The sequence below is a fragment of the Gluconobacter aidae genome (genome assembly GCF_009547075.1).
In the GTDB taxonomy this organism is placed as follows: Bacteria; Pseudomonadota; Alphaproteobacteria; order Acetobacterales; family Acetobacteraceae; genus Gluconobacter; species Gluconobacter aidae.
On sequence record NZ_WIPH01000012.1, the window covers coordinates 32150 to 47535 of the forward strand.

Consider the following 15386-nt stretch of genomic DNA (forward strand, 5'->3'; position numbering starts at 1 on the left):
CAGTAGAACCAGAAATGACAGAAAATCTGGAAACGGTCATTTTACAAAAAGAATGCCCTCTCCCTAACGAAGGCAGGCGCAGTTCACCAGACATGTGCTCATCACAACATGACGAGAGGCGTGAATCAGTGCGTTTCAGTGCTGTCTGTTGAGGGAAGCTTCAGTATTCCGGGCTGGGGCGAGTGCTGGGTGGCTGTCGTTGTCGCCTCTGTGTCGGATCCTGTGGGGAAAATGGCGTCCGGTGCGCTCGGAGTGGCTGCGGGTGCTGCGGCTTTTTCGGACGTGGCTGATCCTGTGGAAGTCTCTGTAGAAAGTGTCGGCGTTGTCGGGGCTGCCACCGGTTCTGTTCCAGGCGCTCCAAGCGCCTGCTGCTGGATACCGCCATTGACGAGCGGAGTTCCGGTGGCATCCGTCATCCAGGAAAGAAGCTTCCTGCGGATCTGGAATTCCAGTTCCACGTTCATGTCCTGCATCATCTGGCTGGTAAGGGTATAGAGTTCCTTGCGCGAGGTCGGATCCCGGTCTCCCACATCCAGCTTGTGGGTGATGCGCGCATGGACGAAGCCGGTATGCTGGTTGCCGGCATCCGCGACGTTGAGCTGTACGTCCATGGCGCCGGTTACCACGTTATCGCCTGCCCGGTTCAGATAGGCCTGCTTGATGATGAAGTCGGCCTTGCCGGAGGTTCCGCTGGCCACCAGGCGCTGGTTTGCCATGGCCTTCAGGGCCTGATCCGGCGCAACAGGTGCTTTTGCGGACAGTGAGTCCGGCGCAGCGGGGGCTTCATCCTGCACGTCAATGGAGGCCACGTTCAGATGGATCTGGGACAGATAGCTGTAATCAAGCGGAGGAAAGGTCTGGTCCGCATCTCCATCGGAGCATGCCGCTACGCCAAGGGACAGCACCAGAGCACTCAGACCAGTCCAGTAACGTACGCGCATATCCTGTCTCCTGAAGGCGCTACAGACGACCGAAAAGGGACTTGAGTCGACTTTTCAACCCCTGTCTAGACGCTTGAGGGGGGGGAGCGGAAGCCGGTTGTTCCATTGGGAGTGACGAGGGAGTTGGCGCAGCCGGTGGGGACGGGGAATTTTCGTCTGATGGTTTCGGGCGCAGGCCGGACGCCTGTCCGACACCGAAATCCTCCGCCCTGAAGGCGCGCGCCTCGCGGATCAGCGCCGCATGTTCGGGATGGCGCGCGTACCAGCTCAGGATCAGCCCCGGGATCATGGCGCCGCCCGGATCATCACTGATGAGCAGCGGGGCATCGGGATAATAGAAAGAGGGGCGAAGCGCCGGAAGAGCATCGTTCCAGATCAGGTAGAAAACCGTATCGGCTTCCTGAAAGCGGCTGACACTTAAGGGACCCGTCTGGAACGTGATCTGCGCCAGTAGAGGGAGCGCTGTGAAGGGCGAAGAAACGATCAGCGGGCCGTTTCCGCGCTGGGCAGCCAGCAGGGCCGTTATCCGGTTCGCGCCGATTTTGCGGCCATTCGGACATGGGAGTGCCTCGCCGCTATCCGCATGGCCTGATGGCAGAAGGAGTGTATGGGGTGCGTATCCTTCAAGCCAGGAACCGGCAAGCTCGTTCGTGGCGATTTCGGGCAGGCTGTCGCAGGATGGTCCGGTCCGGTCGGGCAGGGGAGAGCCGAGCACGCCTGATGCCAGCGGCCAGAACACCGGATCCATGGCGGTCAGAAGGCGTTTCCGCAAGGAGGGATCCAGCGCCAGAACATGGCTGGCACGATAATTTTCGCTCTCAAGCCACCAGCAGGCCTGCCGGCTGGTGTTTTCTTCAGTAAACACCACAACGCTGAAATCATCCGCTACCGGCGCCCGACTGAGGGGCGCCCAGCCGGGATAAAGCTGCTCGACCGGAAAGCCATCGAGCTTCACGTCATCAAGCAGGGGCAGAGTCATGCAGAGCGTGCTCCAAGTTCATCGCGCGTGAATCGGAAACCCACGTTGCAGAATTCACAGTTCATCGTGATGGCGCCATTTTCGACCATGTGGTCGAGGTCGTCATCGGGGAATGTTTCCAGAACGGATGCGAGCCTTGCCCGGTTGCATCGACAGCCATAGGCCAGCGCGCGCGGAGTGCCCAGACGGACATCCAGCGTACCAAAAAGCCGATGGATCAGCCGTTCGTTCGACAGGTCCGGATCAAGAATTTCCTGCTCCGTCACCGTCTCGGCCAGTGTGCAGGCGGTTTCCCACGCATCTTCGTCCTGTTCGGTGGTCTCGATGCCGCCTTCGGCCGCAATCCGCTCCAGAACCAGTGCACCGGCCTTCCATCCATCCGCTGATTTCGTACAGAACAGCCGGATCCAGCAGTCGTGCTGCTCGCTGGTCTGGAAGTAGTTCATCGCCATATCGGCGAGCGTCGTGCCCGTCAGGTCCACGATGCCCTGATGCCGGTCCATATCCGGCCCCTGATCGATGGTGAACGCCATATAGCCGTCACCCAGAAGCTCCTTGGCGGTTCCGGGCAGTGCATCGCGATCGGCATCTTCACGCAGACGCGCGAAAAACCGCAGATCCCCGCTATCCGTCGCATCCGCCACCAGCATGGAAACCGGCCCATCGCCCTTGACCTGAAGGGAAAAGGCCCCTTTGAACTTCAGGGCCGAAACCATGGCGGCTACGAGTGCCAGAGCCTCGCCGCCAAGCCGGGAGACGGCATCGGGATTGTCGTGACGCGACAGGACGGCGTCTGCCAGTGGTCCGAGCCGCACCAGACGGCCCCGGACGGGCGAGCGTTCCAGATAGAACGGCATGACACCGCCCGAAACGACCATGTTCGGAACTTCAGGACGGTTCGTATCAAGAAAGGGGGGAGTATCCATCAACCGTTTTCTTTCCCGAGAGCCCAGAGTAGCAGGCCCTTCTGCGTGTGCAGGCGGTTTTCCGCCTCATCGAAGACAACGGACGCCGGGCCTTCAAAGACCTCTGGCGTCACTTCTTCCCCGATATGGGCAGGCAGGCAGTGCATGAACAGGGCATCGGTCGCCGCTCTTGCCATCAGCGCCGTATCGACCTGATAGGGCTGGAACACCTTGAGGCGCGTTTCACGGTCTTTGTCACCCATGCTGACCCAGGTATCCGTCAGGACTGCATCAGCCCCGGCCACGGCTTCCGCAGGGTCACGGAAAACCTCGATCGTCGCGCCATGAGCTTGCGCCCACGCCACGGCTTCGGGATTGGGGGCGAAACCTGCCGGCGTTGCGAGGCGGACATTGAAGCCCAGCAGGGCCGCACCCTCCATCAGAGACGTGGCGACATTGTTACCGTCTCCGATCCAGGCCAGCGTTTTGCCGCGGATCGGCCCGCGATGTTCCTCGAACGTCAGGACATCCGCCAGAATCTGGATCGGATGGGAGATGGGCGTCAGGCCGTTGATGACCGGAACCGAACTCCACTTCGCCAGTTCGCGCAGATTGGCGTCATTCCCGGTCCGCAGCACGATCACGTCCAGAAAACGCGACAGAACACGGGCTGTATCCGCCACTGTCTCGCCTCTGCCAAGCTGCATGTCGCCTGGTGAAAGTACGGAAACGGACCCGCCGAGCTGCCCCATCCCCACCTCGAACGACACTCGGGTGCGTGTCGAAGGCTGGGCAAGAATCAGGCCGAGACTGCGGCCTTCCAGTGGCCGGGCCGGATGCAGCGGTCGCTGGCGGCCGTTCTGCATGGCCTTGACCTTCGCGGAAAGGTCGATGATCTGCCGGATGACCTCGGGACTGAAATCGCGCAGATCAAGGAAATGTCTCGGAGTCAGGGTCGCTGCTGTCTTGCTCATGATGCGTTCTCCTTTTTGACGGAGGTTTTCAGGGACAGGGCACCCTTCACAAGCCGTTCGCAGGCTTCACGACATTCGGCTTCCGTCACGATCAGCGGTGGCACGAGTCGCAGGACGTTGTCTCCGGCACCGACTGTCAGGAGTTCCTGAGACAGCACCGCCTGCATCACGTCCGCGACCGGCGGCACGCAGTGCAGCCCTCGCATCAGTCCTATCCCGCGGACATTGTCGAACACGCCTTCCGAACGGCTGACAACGTCTTCCAGCATCTTGCCGAACGCATCCCCGACCGTGCGGACATGCTCCAGAAAACCGGGGCTCAGGATTTCTTCCAGAACGGCCACACCGGCCGCACAGGCCAGCGGGTTGCCGCCAAAGGTCGTCCCGTGGGAACCCGGCGTCAGATGCCGCGCCAGTTCTTCCGTCGCCAGCACGGCGCCCAGCGGGAAGCCACCGCCAATCCCCTTGGCCACCGAAATCACGTCCGGACGGATGCCATACCATTCATGTGCGAACAGCTTGCCCGTCCGGCCAACACCGGTCTGGACCTCATCAAAGCCCAGATACAGCCCGAATTCGTCACAGACGGCGCGCAGCCCTTCCATGAACTCGCGGGTCGCGGGCTTGATGCCGCTCTCACCCTGAACGGGCTCGACGACGATACCCGCCGTGTGGGGCGTAATGGCCTCACGCAGGGTGTTGGTATTGTTGAACGACGCATGGTCGAAGCCCTCCACCACAGGGCCAAAGCCCTTGAGGTAGGCGGGATTTCCTGTAGCCGAGATCATGGCCAGCGTCCGACCGTGGAAGGCTCCGTCGAAACACAGAATGTTGGTCCGCTCGGGATGCCCGTTCTCGAACTGGGCGCGGCGGATCATCTTCACCATGCCCTCATTGGCCTCGGCACCCGAATTGCAGAACAGCACCGAGTCCGCAAACGTGTTCTGCACCAGCAGTTCCGCCAGCTTCTCGGCCTGAGGGATCCGGTACAGGTTCGAGACATGCATGACCTTCGCGGCCTGTTCCGCAATGGCCTTCACCAGCTTCGGATGGGCATGCCCCAGCGAGGTCACGGCAATCCCGGCCCCGAAATCCAGATATCGTCGCCCGTTCGTCGCCGTCAGCCAGACGCCTTCGCCCTGCTCGAAAGCAAGGTCGGCACGTTTGTAATTCGGCATCAGGGCGGGGATCATGATGGATCTCTGAATATCTGGTTGAAAACGAAACGGTTGATGCGGAATCGCAAAACCCTGCCCCGGTTGCCCGGAGCAGGGCTTCAAATTCCGCCAGCGCATAGTGAAGGGCAGAACGGGGTTCCGTCAAACCCCGGCGTGCCGGAATGTGGCGGTCAACCCGGCAGATCAGACCCGCTGATACAGCAGATCCCGCGCCAGCCAGCACCCGACCCGCACCGCCGTCACGCTCCCGCCCTGCCGCTCGAACGCCAGGGTCCAGTCTCCGGGGGCTGTGTGATCGAGGGCGCGCGGGCAGGGCAGAACCCACACATCCTTTGCCAGACGCTGGAGCATTTCCATCCGGCCATCGCCCAGGATTCCCGAAAAACCGCCATAAACCACGCCACCCGCCAGTGTGACGGTGACTTCGGCCTCGTCCAGTTCCTCGCAGCGATAGACCCCTGCCAGTTCGGCAATATCCTCGCCGGGCGTCTCGTCGCAGCGCATGAGGAGGTCCGTCCGGTTTTCGCCCGGCCGTTCCACCACGACTTCCGGCCCTTCCGCGGTCTCCTGCGCCTTCACGACGACCGATCCCGCTTCAGCCCGCGTTGCCGAAATCCCTTCCAGAAGCTCCGGCACCATCAGATAGCGCAGCTTTGCCCCGCCCGGTGCGGGTTCGATTCGGGCCGACAGCCCCGTCTCCCGCTCCAGATAGGTCCCATACAGCGCCGTCGGAGGCTGCGTGCTGCGGTCCGGCTCGTATGGAACGCCCAGAGCCGCTGCCAGAATCTGCGCCGCCGCAACCTGTGCCGCGTTCATGTGATTGAACATCACCACGACCGACAGGCGCTCGGACGCCATGTGCAGCCGATGGGACCGCCAGCCTCGCAACGCACCACCATGCATCGTCACGTCCCGTCCGAACATCGTGCTGCGTTGCAGTCCGAATCCATAAGGCGCGGCCTGACCGTCACTGAACGTCACCGGTGCGGTCAGACGCTGGTACAGACTGTCCGGCGCGTCGCGTGTGGCATCAATGAACCGCTCCCAGGCGATCATGTCGTCCAGAGACGCCCCAAGTCCGGCATCCCCCGTCCAGATGACATTGTTGACCGCTGGACGGAAGCCGCTCTCCACGGTTCCTTCATAGCCGACCGTTCCATCCGGCATGGCGCGCGTATCGGCGGCCAGAATGGCGCGTTCCATGCCAACCGGATTGAAAATGGATGTCTGGAGCAACTCGGCGAAGCTGCGTTCCGTCCGGTCCTGAAGAATGTCGGAAATCAGCCGGAAATTCTGGTTTACATAGGAATAGGACGTGCCGGGCTGAAACTGGAGCGTCCGCGTTCCTTCAATAACGCGCCGGGCCTCGCGGTCTCCGAAATCCCCTTCGATAGGCGCGCCATGCAGCATCGCCACGGCCCAGTAGTCCCGAAGCCCTGACTGGTTATGCGCCAGATGCAGCATCCCCGGCGAAGGTTCGTCGAGCTGCGGCAGACGTGCATCCACATCCGTGTCCAGCTCCGACGGATCGTCATACAGATCCAGCAGCGTCCCACAGGTGAACTGCTTGGTGATGGAGCACATGCGGAACAGTGTGGACGGCGTGAACGGAATGCGGCGCTCCACATTCGCATAGCCCCAGCCATGCCGGACCAGAACCTCGCCGTCCTTCAGAACGGCCACAGCCCCGCCGGGGCCGGGAAAGCGGGCAGGGAGGGCGGAGACGGCCGCTTCAAGACGGGTAGAAAGTGAATCGCTCATGGATGGAATGATGGCTCCAGACCGTCTTGCCGTAAATGCCTTTCACCCGGCATAATTGTCCCATCATGGAGGACAGCCCCGCCCCGCCCCCCGTTCCGGATGCCGCGTCCCTGCGTGAGGCCGCTCTGGCGCATCTCGCCCGCTTCGCCACGACCGAACAGGGTCTGCGTCAGATGCTGGACCGTCGCCTGCGCCGCTGGGGCGTGCGTGCGTCGCACGCCGGTCTGCCGAACGAAGATATCGAATCCGCCATCGCTGGCCTCCGTCCCGCCATAGACGGAATCGTCGCGTCCATGACCGATCTGGGCGCCGTGGATGACGCAGGGTTTGCCCGCAGCCGTGCCACCAGTCTGACCCGCACCGGTCGCTCCCGGCGCGCGGTGGAAGCGCATCTCGCCAACAAGGGCATCGATCAGGAGACTGTCCGCGACGCCCTCAACGACTCGCTGGGCGAACGCTCGGACAGCGGCGCGCGTGAAGCGGAACTCGCTGCCGCCCTCGTTCTGGCCCGCAAGCGCCGCCTCGGCCCGTTCCAGCGACCCGACCGGGAGGAAGAAGATCCTCTCAAGGCCATGGGTGTTTTCGCCCGTAATGGTTTTTCCCGCGATGTCGCGCAGAGCGTGCTCGACATGGACCTCGACGAGGCGGAAGACCGTATCATCGCGTTCCGGAGTCTGTGAGCATGACATCCCGCTTCCTGCCGCTCGGTCTTCTCGTGATGCTCGCGGCCTGCGGCAACCGCTATGAATACAGCCGCGCCAGCTTCAACGGCCCGCTGCAATGCGCGCCCTATGCCCGTGAACGCACCGGCCTGAAACTGAGCGGAAGCGCGGCTTCATGGTGGGGGCAGTCCAGCGGACGCTATGCCCATACCCATACGCCCCGCCCTGGAGAAGTGCTGGTTTTCCGCGCCACGTCCCGTGTTCCCAGTGGCCATGTCTCCATCGTGCGCCGACAGGTTTCAGACCGCACGATCCTCGTCGATCACGCCAACTGGGAGCCGGGCCGCATCGACCACGCCGTGCCTGTGACGGATGTCTCCGCCCGCAATGACTGGACGCTGGTGCGGGTCTGGTGGGCGCCGGTTCATGGTCTGGGAAAGCGCGCTTACCCGACCTATGGCTTCATTTCATCGCATGACAGTGACGACGCTTCCTGAGAGGAATGCTTGCACAATCGGCCAAGCCTTGCCACATGATGGGTGCCTTGGCTTTTCGGAGTAATACATTATGGGCAGCATGAGCCCCGTTCACTGGCTGATCCTGGCGGTCGTCCTGCTCGTCGTGTTTGGCGGCGGCGGCAAGATCAGCGGCCTGATGGGAGATTTCGCGAAGGGCATCAAGTCCTTCAAGAAGAACATGGCCGACGATGAATCCATGACCACGACGGACGCCCCGCAGGCGCCGGGTCATATTTCTCCGCCGAACCAGAATCCCGGCTACAGCCAGACGACCAGCAGCGAAACGCATCGCAACCAGGCCTGATGCAGACCCTCAAGGTTGATGAAAACTGGGGCAATGCCTGCCGCCAGATCGTGCAGGCCGGCCAGAGAATGGACCAGCGCGGCTGGGTTCCGGCAACGGCTGGAAACCTCTCCTGCCGCCTGCCGGATGGCCGGATCGCGATCACCCGCTCGGGTGGTCACAAAGGCTTCCTGACGGATAGCGACGTCATCGAGATCACGCCGGATGGCGTGCCGGTCGATCCCGCCAGCCGCGCCAGCGCGGAAACGCTGCTGCACACACAGCTTTACGCCCATGATCCCGCGATCGGGGCCGTGCTGCATGGCCATTCCGTCGCCGCGACCATCCTCTCCATGGATGAGCCGTCCGACGCGATCACGCTGGCGGGCTATGAAGTCCTCAAGGTCTTCGAAGGCCAGACGACCCATGACACGAGTCTGGACCTGCCCCTGTTCCACAACGATCAGGATATCGCGCGTCTGGCCACGGTCGTCGCGCCCAAGCTCGCGGACATGCGCCTCGGCTATCTGATCCGTGGCCACGGTGTTTATGTCTGGGGCAGGGACATGTTCACGGCTCTGGCGCGCCTCGAAGGGCTTGAGTTCCTGCTGGCCTGCGAACTCGCCCGTTTGCAGAAGAAAGCCTGACCATGAGCCGCCTGACCGTCTATCGCGACGATACCCCGGACATGATCCTGCTGGACGTCACCACGCCCGGCGAGATCGCGGAGACCCTGCGCCCGCACAATATCCGCTTTGACCGCTGGTCAGCGCCCGTCACACCAGCCCCCGACGCCCCGGCGGAAGAGGTTCTGGAAGCCTATCGCCCCTATCTCGACACGCTGATGGGCGAGACTGGCGCGGGAAGTGCGGACGTGGTGCGAATCAACGCGTCTACGCCGAACCTTCCGGAACTCCGGAAAAAATTTCTCTCCGAACATACCCATAGCGAAGACGAAGTCCGCTTCTTCGTGCACGGGCAGGGCGCGTTCGTCCTGCATATCCGCGGGCGCGTCTATTCCGTCCTGTGCACGCAAGGGGACCTGATCTCCGTGCCTGCAGGCATCCCGCACTGGTTCGACGCCGGGCCGAATCCGGACGTAGTGGCCCTGCGCGTCTTCACCGACACGACCGGCTGGATCGCGCAATATACCGGCGATGACATCGCCAACCGCTTTCCCGCCGAAGTTCTCTGAAAGTCCCCCATGATCCGTCTCGTCCTGCTTGATATCGAGGGCACAACCCTGCCGATCTCTTTCGTGCGGGACGTCATGTTCCCCTATGCCGCGAAAGCTCTTCCGGCCCTGATACAGGACTACACGAACCCGACGGTCGTGGCGGCGCGGGCGGATATCGTCATGGAATATCCGGGACAGGACCCATTGAAAGTCTGCCAGGACTGGATGAAGGCGGACGTGAAGGCAGCCCCCCTCAAGACGCTTCAGGGTCTGACCTGGCGTCAGGGGTTCGAGGACGGCACCCTTCAGGCCGATCTGTATCCGGATGTCCCGCCCGTCCTGAAGGCATGGTCGAAAGGCGGCCTGCGTCTGGCCGTCTATTCCTCCGGCTCCATCCCGTCGCAGAAACTGCTCTACGGCCATACGGCACAAGGCGATCTGACGCCTCTGTTCGAAGACTTCTTCGATCTTTCGACCGGCGGGAAAAAAGACGCGGCATCCTACGAAAAGATCACCGCCACCGTTGGCCTGCCCGCAGACGAAATCCTGTTCCTGTCCGATATTGGCGCAGAGCTGGATGCGGCCCGGAAGGCAGGCATGAGCGTCTGCCAGCTCGTTCGTGAACAGGACGGCACCGTCCCGCGTCCGGGTGTCGCACAGGCGCCGGATCTGAACGCCGTTTCCAGCCAGTTCGGCCTGCCTGTCGCATGATACTGCATACGGACTGGCGCAATATCCCTGCCTCCGCCCGCAATACGGTGGCAGCGCTTGGCAATTTCGACGGGGTACATCGTGGCCATGTGCATCTCCTCGAAACATTGCGGATGGCACGGCCCGATCATCCCCTGTCGGTCGTGACCTTCGATCCGCACCCCCGCACGCTGTTCCGTCCGCAGGACCCGCCATTCCGCCTGATGCTGCCGGATGTCCGTGCCGCCGCCCTTGGCGCGCAGGGCGTTGAGCACGTCTTTCAGATTCCATTTGATGCGGAGTTCTCCCGTCTGAGCGCCGACCGGTTCGTGAACGATGTCCTTGCGAACGGTCTCGGTGTAGCGCATGTGGCCTGTGGCGCGGATTTCGCATTCGGTCATCGCCGTCACGGCAATATCGACCGTCTCGAAGAGCTTCTCACGCCGCATGGAATCGGCCTGAGTATCGTGCCCCAGCTTGCCGATGAAGGCGGTCCGATTTCTTCCAGCCGCATCCGTCGCCTGCTTCAGGAAGGCTATCCCGAGCGCGCCGCTGAAGAACTCGGGCGCCCCTGGAGCATCACGGGTCCCGTCATGCACGGCGACCAGCGCGGGCGTCTTCTCGGTTTCCCGACCGCCAATATCCCTCTGACGCAGCATCTCGAACCCGCGCGCGGCGTCTATGCCGCCCGCGTCACGCTGCCTGATGGTCGCATTATTCCCGGCGTCGCCAATATCGGCCGACGTCCCACCATCAATGACGGTCAGGAAAGCCGGCTCGAAGTCCATCTCTTCGACTTCAACGAAGACCTGTACGGCCAGACCCTCAGTGTTGCCCTGATCGCGCTGCTGCGTGACGAAAAGAAGTTTTCCGGTCTGGATGCGCTCAAGGCCCAGATCGCCTGCGATGCTGCACAGGCCCGGAGCATTCTGGGCGCCTGACGCCTTAGTGGATCTCAATTTATCAGGCCCCTTTTCCGCTTCGGGAAAAGGGGTTTTTTCTACGTGTCGTTCTGTGTCATTTAAGCCACAACTTAACATGGAGAATGAGAATCTTTCTCAATCTTCCTGAAATAGTATTGAGAATTATTCGCATTAACCCTTTAAGGGCAGCATCAGTTTTCGTTTGCAGGATCATGATCTGATGTCGTCCAGAACTCCTCGCCCCTCTTTGGGGCCGCTGTCCCTTGCTGCCGGCCTGACGCTCGTCTGCTCCGCCGCCCACGCACAGAATGACACCCGGCATCATCACAAGGCCCGGCGCCATCCGCTTCCCAAAAACGATACCGCCCGTCCGCAGATGACCAAGGGCCTACCGCCGAAAGCCGTGTCGGCGAGCGCCACCCCGCAGTCCTCCGACAACAGCGTGAATGCCGCGCCCGAGGAAGCCGAACATCTGCAGGTCGTCGGCTCACCGATGAACACGCTGCAGACCCCCATCGGCATAGGCCGGATGCCCGAAGACGTCCTGCATACGCCGCAGACGATCAACGTCGTGCCCAAGCTCCTGATGGAACAGCAGAACGTCAAATCCCTCGACGAGGCCCTTCGCAACGTGCCGGGCATCACCGCGTCGGTCGGGGAAGGCGAGGGCGGCATGGCGGGCGACCAGTTCCTGATCCGCGGCTTTCAGGCCCAGAACGACATTTATGAAAACGGCCTGCGCGATTTCGGCGTCTATACCCGTGACAGCTTTGATTACGATCATGTCACGGTCATCAAGGGGCCGTCCTCGGAGGTCTTCGGCAACGGGACGACGGGGGGCGCCATCAACATCACCACCAAGGTCGCCCATCTCGGCGACAGCTATGGCGGCAGCTTCTCGGGAGGTTCAGCGGACTACTATCGTGGCACGCTCGATTTCAACAAGCAGATCGGGGACTCCACGGCCATCCGTATCACCGGCATGGGCAACGAGAACAATACCGTCGGCCGGGACAATGTCTTTTCCCATCGCTGGGGGATTGCCCCGTCCATCGGCTTCGGCCTGGGCAAGCGCACGACGTTTACGCTGGAATATTTCCATCAGACGGACAACCGCGTTCCTGATTACGGCGTACCGGTCGTCACCAAGCCAGGTACGACCATTGCAAAGCCGCTGACGGAATATGGCCTGAACCGCAACAACTGGTACGGCACAACCTACGATCAGGATGCTTCGAACGTAGACATGCTGACAGGGCGCCTGAAATTTGATCTGAACAGGCACATCACATTTTACAACGACCTGCGCGGTGGCATGTACAGTCGGTATTTCGCGGCATCACAGCCCGGCTGCAATACCACCTGCGCTGCCGAGTATTTCACCGATCCTGAAGCAGCGACCATCAACCGGCGTGGCCATCTGGGTGGTCCGGAACCCTATCAGCAGAACGACTGGTCGGTGCAGGACGTGTTCTCGGGGATTGCGAAGTTCTCGACTGGCAGCATCCGCCACCAGATCATCGCGGGTGTCGATATCTCGCATGTCTATGACCGCCGCACGAACTACGCCTATAATTTCAACGGCCAGAACGGCACGAAAGCCGATACGACGAGCCTGCTACACCCTTCCGCCACCCAGCCCGGTCTTCTGCTCGGGACGCTTGGCCAGTATAGCGGCAATCTCGTGAACATCTCCGGCGTCGGCCATGCCCTGTACAAGACGGGCGATGCCACGGATGTCGGTGCGTTCTTCTCCGAGCAGATGTGGCTTCTGCCGGAATTCTCGATCCGTGGCGGCTTCCGCTGGGACCACTGGGACAGCCATTATTCCGCCAATGGTGGCACCACAGGGGCCGGGGTGTCGTACGGGCAGACGCAGGACACGTTCAATCCGACAGTCAGCCTGATGTACACGCCCACCAGCAACATCATGGTCTATTTCAACTGGGCGCAATCCACCACGCCGATGGGCCTGTATGTGACGAACAGCTCCGAACCCCTGAAATCCACGACGCAGGGTTTCAGTCCCGAACGCAGCAGTCTTTACGAACTGGGTGCGAAGTATAACGCCTTCCACGGTCGAATGGGCTTTGCAGCTTCCGTGTTCCGTCTGGAAAAGGGCAACGCACTCATGACTGACCCTTCGACGGGGGATGTGTCTTCGTCCAGTGACCGTCAGCGCAACCAGGGCGTTGAACTCAGCGTTTCGGGCGAAATCCTGAAGAACTGGACCATGATCGGCACCTACGCCTATTACGATGCCACAACCGTCTGGTCCCTGACGGCGGCCGATGTCGGCAAGCGCATCCAGTACGCACCAAAGAACTCCGCCACCATCTGGTCCACCTATACGATCGCGCCGAACCATCCCTGGAACGTCACATTCGGTGGCGGCCTGACCTGGCGTGACGGCGTCTATCTGAACGCCGCCAATACGGGTTGGGTCCCCGCGACCGTGGAATGGGATGCCGTGATTTCCCATAATTTCGGCAAGCACTGGCGCGTGGCCATGAACGGCTACAATCTCGACAACCGCCTGAATTACAGCAACCTGTTCAGTGACCGTGCCACCCCGGCTGTGGGACGCTCCTTCCTCTTCAACCTTTCGGCGAATTACTGACCGAAACAGCTTCCCCTGAAGGAGAAATTCCCATCTCCTTCAGGCGTTCGCGGACCCGCTCCAGCAACTCCGCATCACCCTTCGGACCCAGCGCCGTCAGCTTCTGACCCATCGCCAGCAGGATATCGGACGTCGCATCCACGACGGCCTGCCGCCACCAGCCCAGCGCCTCTTCGATTTTTCCGGCATCCACAAGCGCCGTGGCATGATTGTGCTGTCCCCGGTAATCGCCGCCTTCCGCTGATTTCCGATACCAGTCCAGCGCCGCAGCCCGGTCCTGCGGCACAACCCATCCTTCTTCCAGAAACCGCGCATACAGGTTCATGGATTTCGCATGGCCTTTGCCCGCGGCCGTCCGGAACAGGTCCAGAGCCCGCGGCAGATCCGCGTCCATGCCGATCCCCCGCATGGTCAGGATGCCCAGATTATACCGGCCCCATTCGTCGCCCGCAGCGGCAGCGGCAGCGTAACAGTGCGCCGCCTGTTGCAGATCCTTCTCGCACCCCCAGCCGAACTGGAAGCAGCGTCCGCGCATGTTATGCCCCGGGCCGAACCCGGCATTGGCCGCGATCGTGAACCAGTCCAGTGCTGCCACCGGATCACGCGGAACATACACGCTGTCCAGAAGGACCTGTCCCCACTGCACGATCTGAAGATGCTGCCCCTTGAGCGCACCCTGCCTGATTTCCTCGATCTGCGGCGGCAGGGCGGGGGTCTCGGCACGGCGGGCGGGCGCCTTGCGGCCCAGGAACTTCTGAACGATCCGTTTCATCAGAGTGCGGGTACGATCTGTCGGACCTCGAACCCGTCCTTGCGCAGCAGGGCGGGCAGCCCCTTTGGCCCCGCCATGTGCAGGGAGCCCACGGCCGCGAACAGCGATGTCCCGCTCTCATGGAGCGTCTCGATTTTCTGCGCCATCCCGACATTCCGATCATCCAGAAGCCGCGTCATGAAGCGCCGCTCCTGAGCGGTATTCAGGCAGTCGCACCAGTCCTGATAATGATCCAGCCGTTTTACGTCGCTCAATGCCCACATCTCCGCCAGCCGCTGGTTCTCGGCCTGCATCTTGCCGGATGCCACACCTTTGACGATGTCATCAATGAACGCATCTTCATCCGCCTGATCCGGTCCAATCAGCAGATCCCGCTGCATCCGCACCGTCTCCAACCCGATCAATGGCTTTTTCAGACTTCCCGCCATGCCCTGCAGAACGCCATCCACGGCATAGTCCGGATAATATCCGTCCTGGCGTGACGCCAGGGACTCGACGCCCGCCGCTTCCACGCCGACCGCCACATGTGCGAATGCCGCGCTGGGCACGCATTGCTGATCCATAAGCGCATCCACTTTCGCCTTTCGCCCCGACTGCACGAGATGCGCCCACCGGGCGGGATCTTCTGGCTGGCGCAGCGTGGTGGCCGTGTCCGGTGCGTTCAGATCAAGCTCAAGGGCGATCTTGCTGCTGTGCAGGATCGCGGCGCGTGTCAGTGGGCCGGGCAGCAGCCAGTCCTGCTTTGCGACATGCAGCGTCCCATACAGCCAGGACGAGTGACCATCTTTCGTCACTTGCCACAGGAAACCCCGGTCCGGGGCCGTCCGGAACATCTGCGCCATCCGGGCCTTGTCCGGCACGCTCGCCGGGGCCGGGCAACGGGGAGCCTGGGCGAAAGCTCCCGTGCAGAAAAGCAGCACAAGCCCTGCAACAGACTGGAAAAGACGATGTGACCGCACGGACCTGCCTTCTGGAAAAAAGCGCTATATCCCGCATCATCCGC

At 61.9% G+C, this 15386-nt stretch carries 16 protein-coding genes; 8 read left to right on the top strand and 8 right to left on the bottom strand.

From position 1 onward, the window contains the following. Window positions 1-125: 125 nt before the first annotated feature. From GFJ39_RS07220 to GFJ39_RS07245, 6 genes are all read right to left on the bottom strand, one after another. Window positions 126-941, bottom strand: coding sequence for a hypothetical protein (locus GFJ39_RS07220; protein WP_153430697.1), 816 nt, complete (start codon window positions 939-941; stop codon window positions 126-128). Between the two features lie 19 nt (window positions 942-960). After that, window positions 961-1920, bottom strand: coding sequence for a hypothetical protein (locus GFJ39_RS07225; protein ID WP_153430698.1), 960 nt, complete (start codon window positions 1918-1920; stop codon window positions 961-963). Further along, window positions 1917-2846 (bottom strand): Hsp33 family molecular chaperone HslO, encoded by a 930-nt coding sequence (gene hslO, locus GFJ39_RS07230; RefSeq protein ID WP_194285315.1) that lies wholly within the window; start codon window positions 2844-2846, stop codon window positions 1917-1919. Before hslO ends, GFJ39_RS07225 begins: the two co-directional genes overlap by 4 nt. Next, complete coding sequence (gene argF / locus GFJ39_RS07235) at window positions 2846-3799, bottom strand: ornithine carbamoyltransferase (protein ID WP_153430699.1); 954 nt, start codon at window positions 3797-3799, stop codon at window positions 2846-2848. Before argF ends, hslO begins: the two co-directional genes overlap by 1 nt. After that, window positions 3796-4992: an aspartate aminotransferase family protein gene (locus tag GFJ39_RS07240; protein ID WP_194285316.1), complete on the bottom strand. Its 1197-nt coding sequence runs from the start codon at window positions 4990-4992 to the stop codon at window positions 3796-3798. The genes argF and GFJ39_RS07240 overlap by 4 nt, the downstream gene beginning before the upstream one ends. A 168-nt stretch (window positions 4993-5160) precedes the next feature. Then, window positions 5161-6738 (bottom strand): D-aminopeptidase, encoded by a 1578-nt coding sequence (locus GFJ39_RS07245; RefSeq protein WP_153430701.1) that lies wholly within the window; start codon window positions 6736-6738, stop codon window positions 5161-5163. A 65-nt stretch (window positions 6739-6803) separates the two neighbouring features. On the opposite strand from GFJ39_RS07245, the gene GFJ39_RS07250 reads away from it, so the two are divergent. From GFJ39_RS07250 to GFJ39_RS07285, 8 genes are all read left to right on the top strand, one after another. Further along, entirely contained in the window at window positions 6804-7418 is a 615-nt protein-coding gene (locus GFJ39_RS07250) for a regulatory protein RecX (protein WP_153430702.1), read from the top strand. A gap of 2 nt (window positions 7419-7420) precedes the next feature. Beyond that, on the top strand, window positions 7421-7897 hold the full coding sequence (locus GFJ39_RS07255) for a CHAP domain-containing protein (protein ID WP_153430703.1): 477 nt from the start codon (window positions 7421-7423) through the stop codon (window positions 7895-7897). Between the two features lie 70 nt (window positions 7898-7967). Continuing rightward, entirely contained in the window at window positions 7968-8222 is a 255-nt protein-coding gene (locus GFJ39_RS07260; RefSeq protein ID WP_153430704.1) for a twin-arginine translocase TatA/TatE family subunit, read from the top strand. Continuing rightward, window positions 8222-8848 (top strand): methylthioribulose 1-phosphate dehydratase, encoded by a 627-nt coding sequence (locus GFJ39_RS07265; RefSeq protein WP_153430705.1) that lies wholly within the window; start codon window positions 8222-8224, stop codon window positions 8846-8848. Before GFJ39_RS07260 ends, GFJ39_RS07265 begins: the two co-directional genes overlap by 1 nt. A 2-nt stretch (window positions 8849-8850) precedes the next feature. Further along, window positions 8851-9396: a 1,2-dihydroxy-3-keto-5-methylthiopentene dioxygenase gene (locus tag GFJ39_RS07270; RefSeq protein WP_153430706.1), complete on the top strand. Its 546-nt coding sequence runs from the start codon at window positions 8851-8853 to the stop codon at window positions 9394-9396. 9 nt (window positions 9397-9405) lie between these two features. Next, the gene (mtnC, locus tag GFJ39_RS07275) at window positions 9406-10089 is read left to right on the top strand and encodes an acireductone synthase (RefSeq protein WP_153430707.1); all 684 of its coding nucleotides are present in this window, start codon (window positions 9406-9408) and stop codon (window positions 10087-10089) included. Continuing rightward, entirely contained in the window at window positions 10086-11009 is a 924-nt protein-coding gene (locus tag GFJ39_RS07280; RefSeq protein WP_153430708.1) for a bifunctional riboflavin kinase/FAD synthetase, read from the top strand. Before mtnC ends, GFJ39_RS07280 begins: the two co-directional genes overlap by 4 nt. Before the next feature lie 202 nt (window positions 11010-11211). Beyond that, entirely contained in the window at window positions 11212-13611 is a 2400-nt protein-coding gene (locus tag GFJ39_RS07285) for a TonB-dependent receptor (protein WP_153430709.1), read from the top strand. On the opposite strand, the gene GFJ39_RS07290 is transcribed toward GFJ39_RS07285, so the two are convergent. Beyond that, a complete protein-coding gene (locus tag GFJ39_RS07290) occupies window positions 13589-14383 on the bottom strand; it encodes a tetratricopeptide repeat protein (RefSeq protein WP_153430710.1) in 795 nt (264 codons plus the stop codon). The two genes, GFJ39_RS07285 and GFJ39_RS07290, sit on opposite strands and share 23 nt — an antisense overlap. Then, window positions 14383-15342, bottom strand: a complete 960-nt coding sequence (locus GFJ39_RS07295) for a TraB/GumN family protein (RefSeq protein ID WP_325062864.1) — start codon at window positions 15340-15342, stop codon at window positions 14383-14385. The genes GFJ39_RS07290 and GFJ39_RS07295 overlap by 1 nt, the downstream gene beginning before the upstream one ends. Between the last annotated feature and the right edge of the window lie 44 nt (window positions 15343-15386).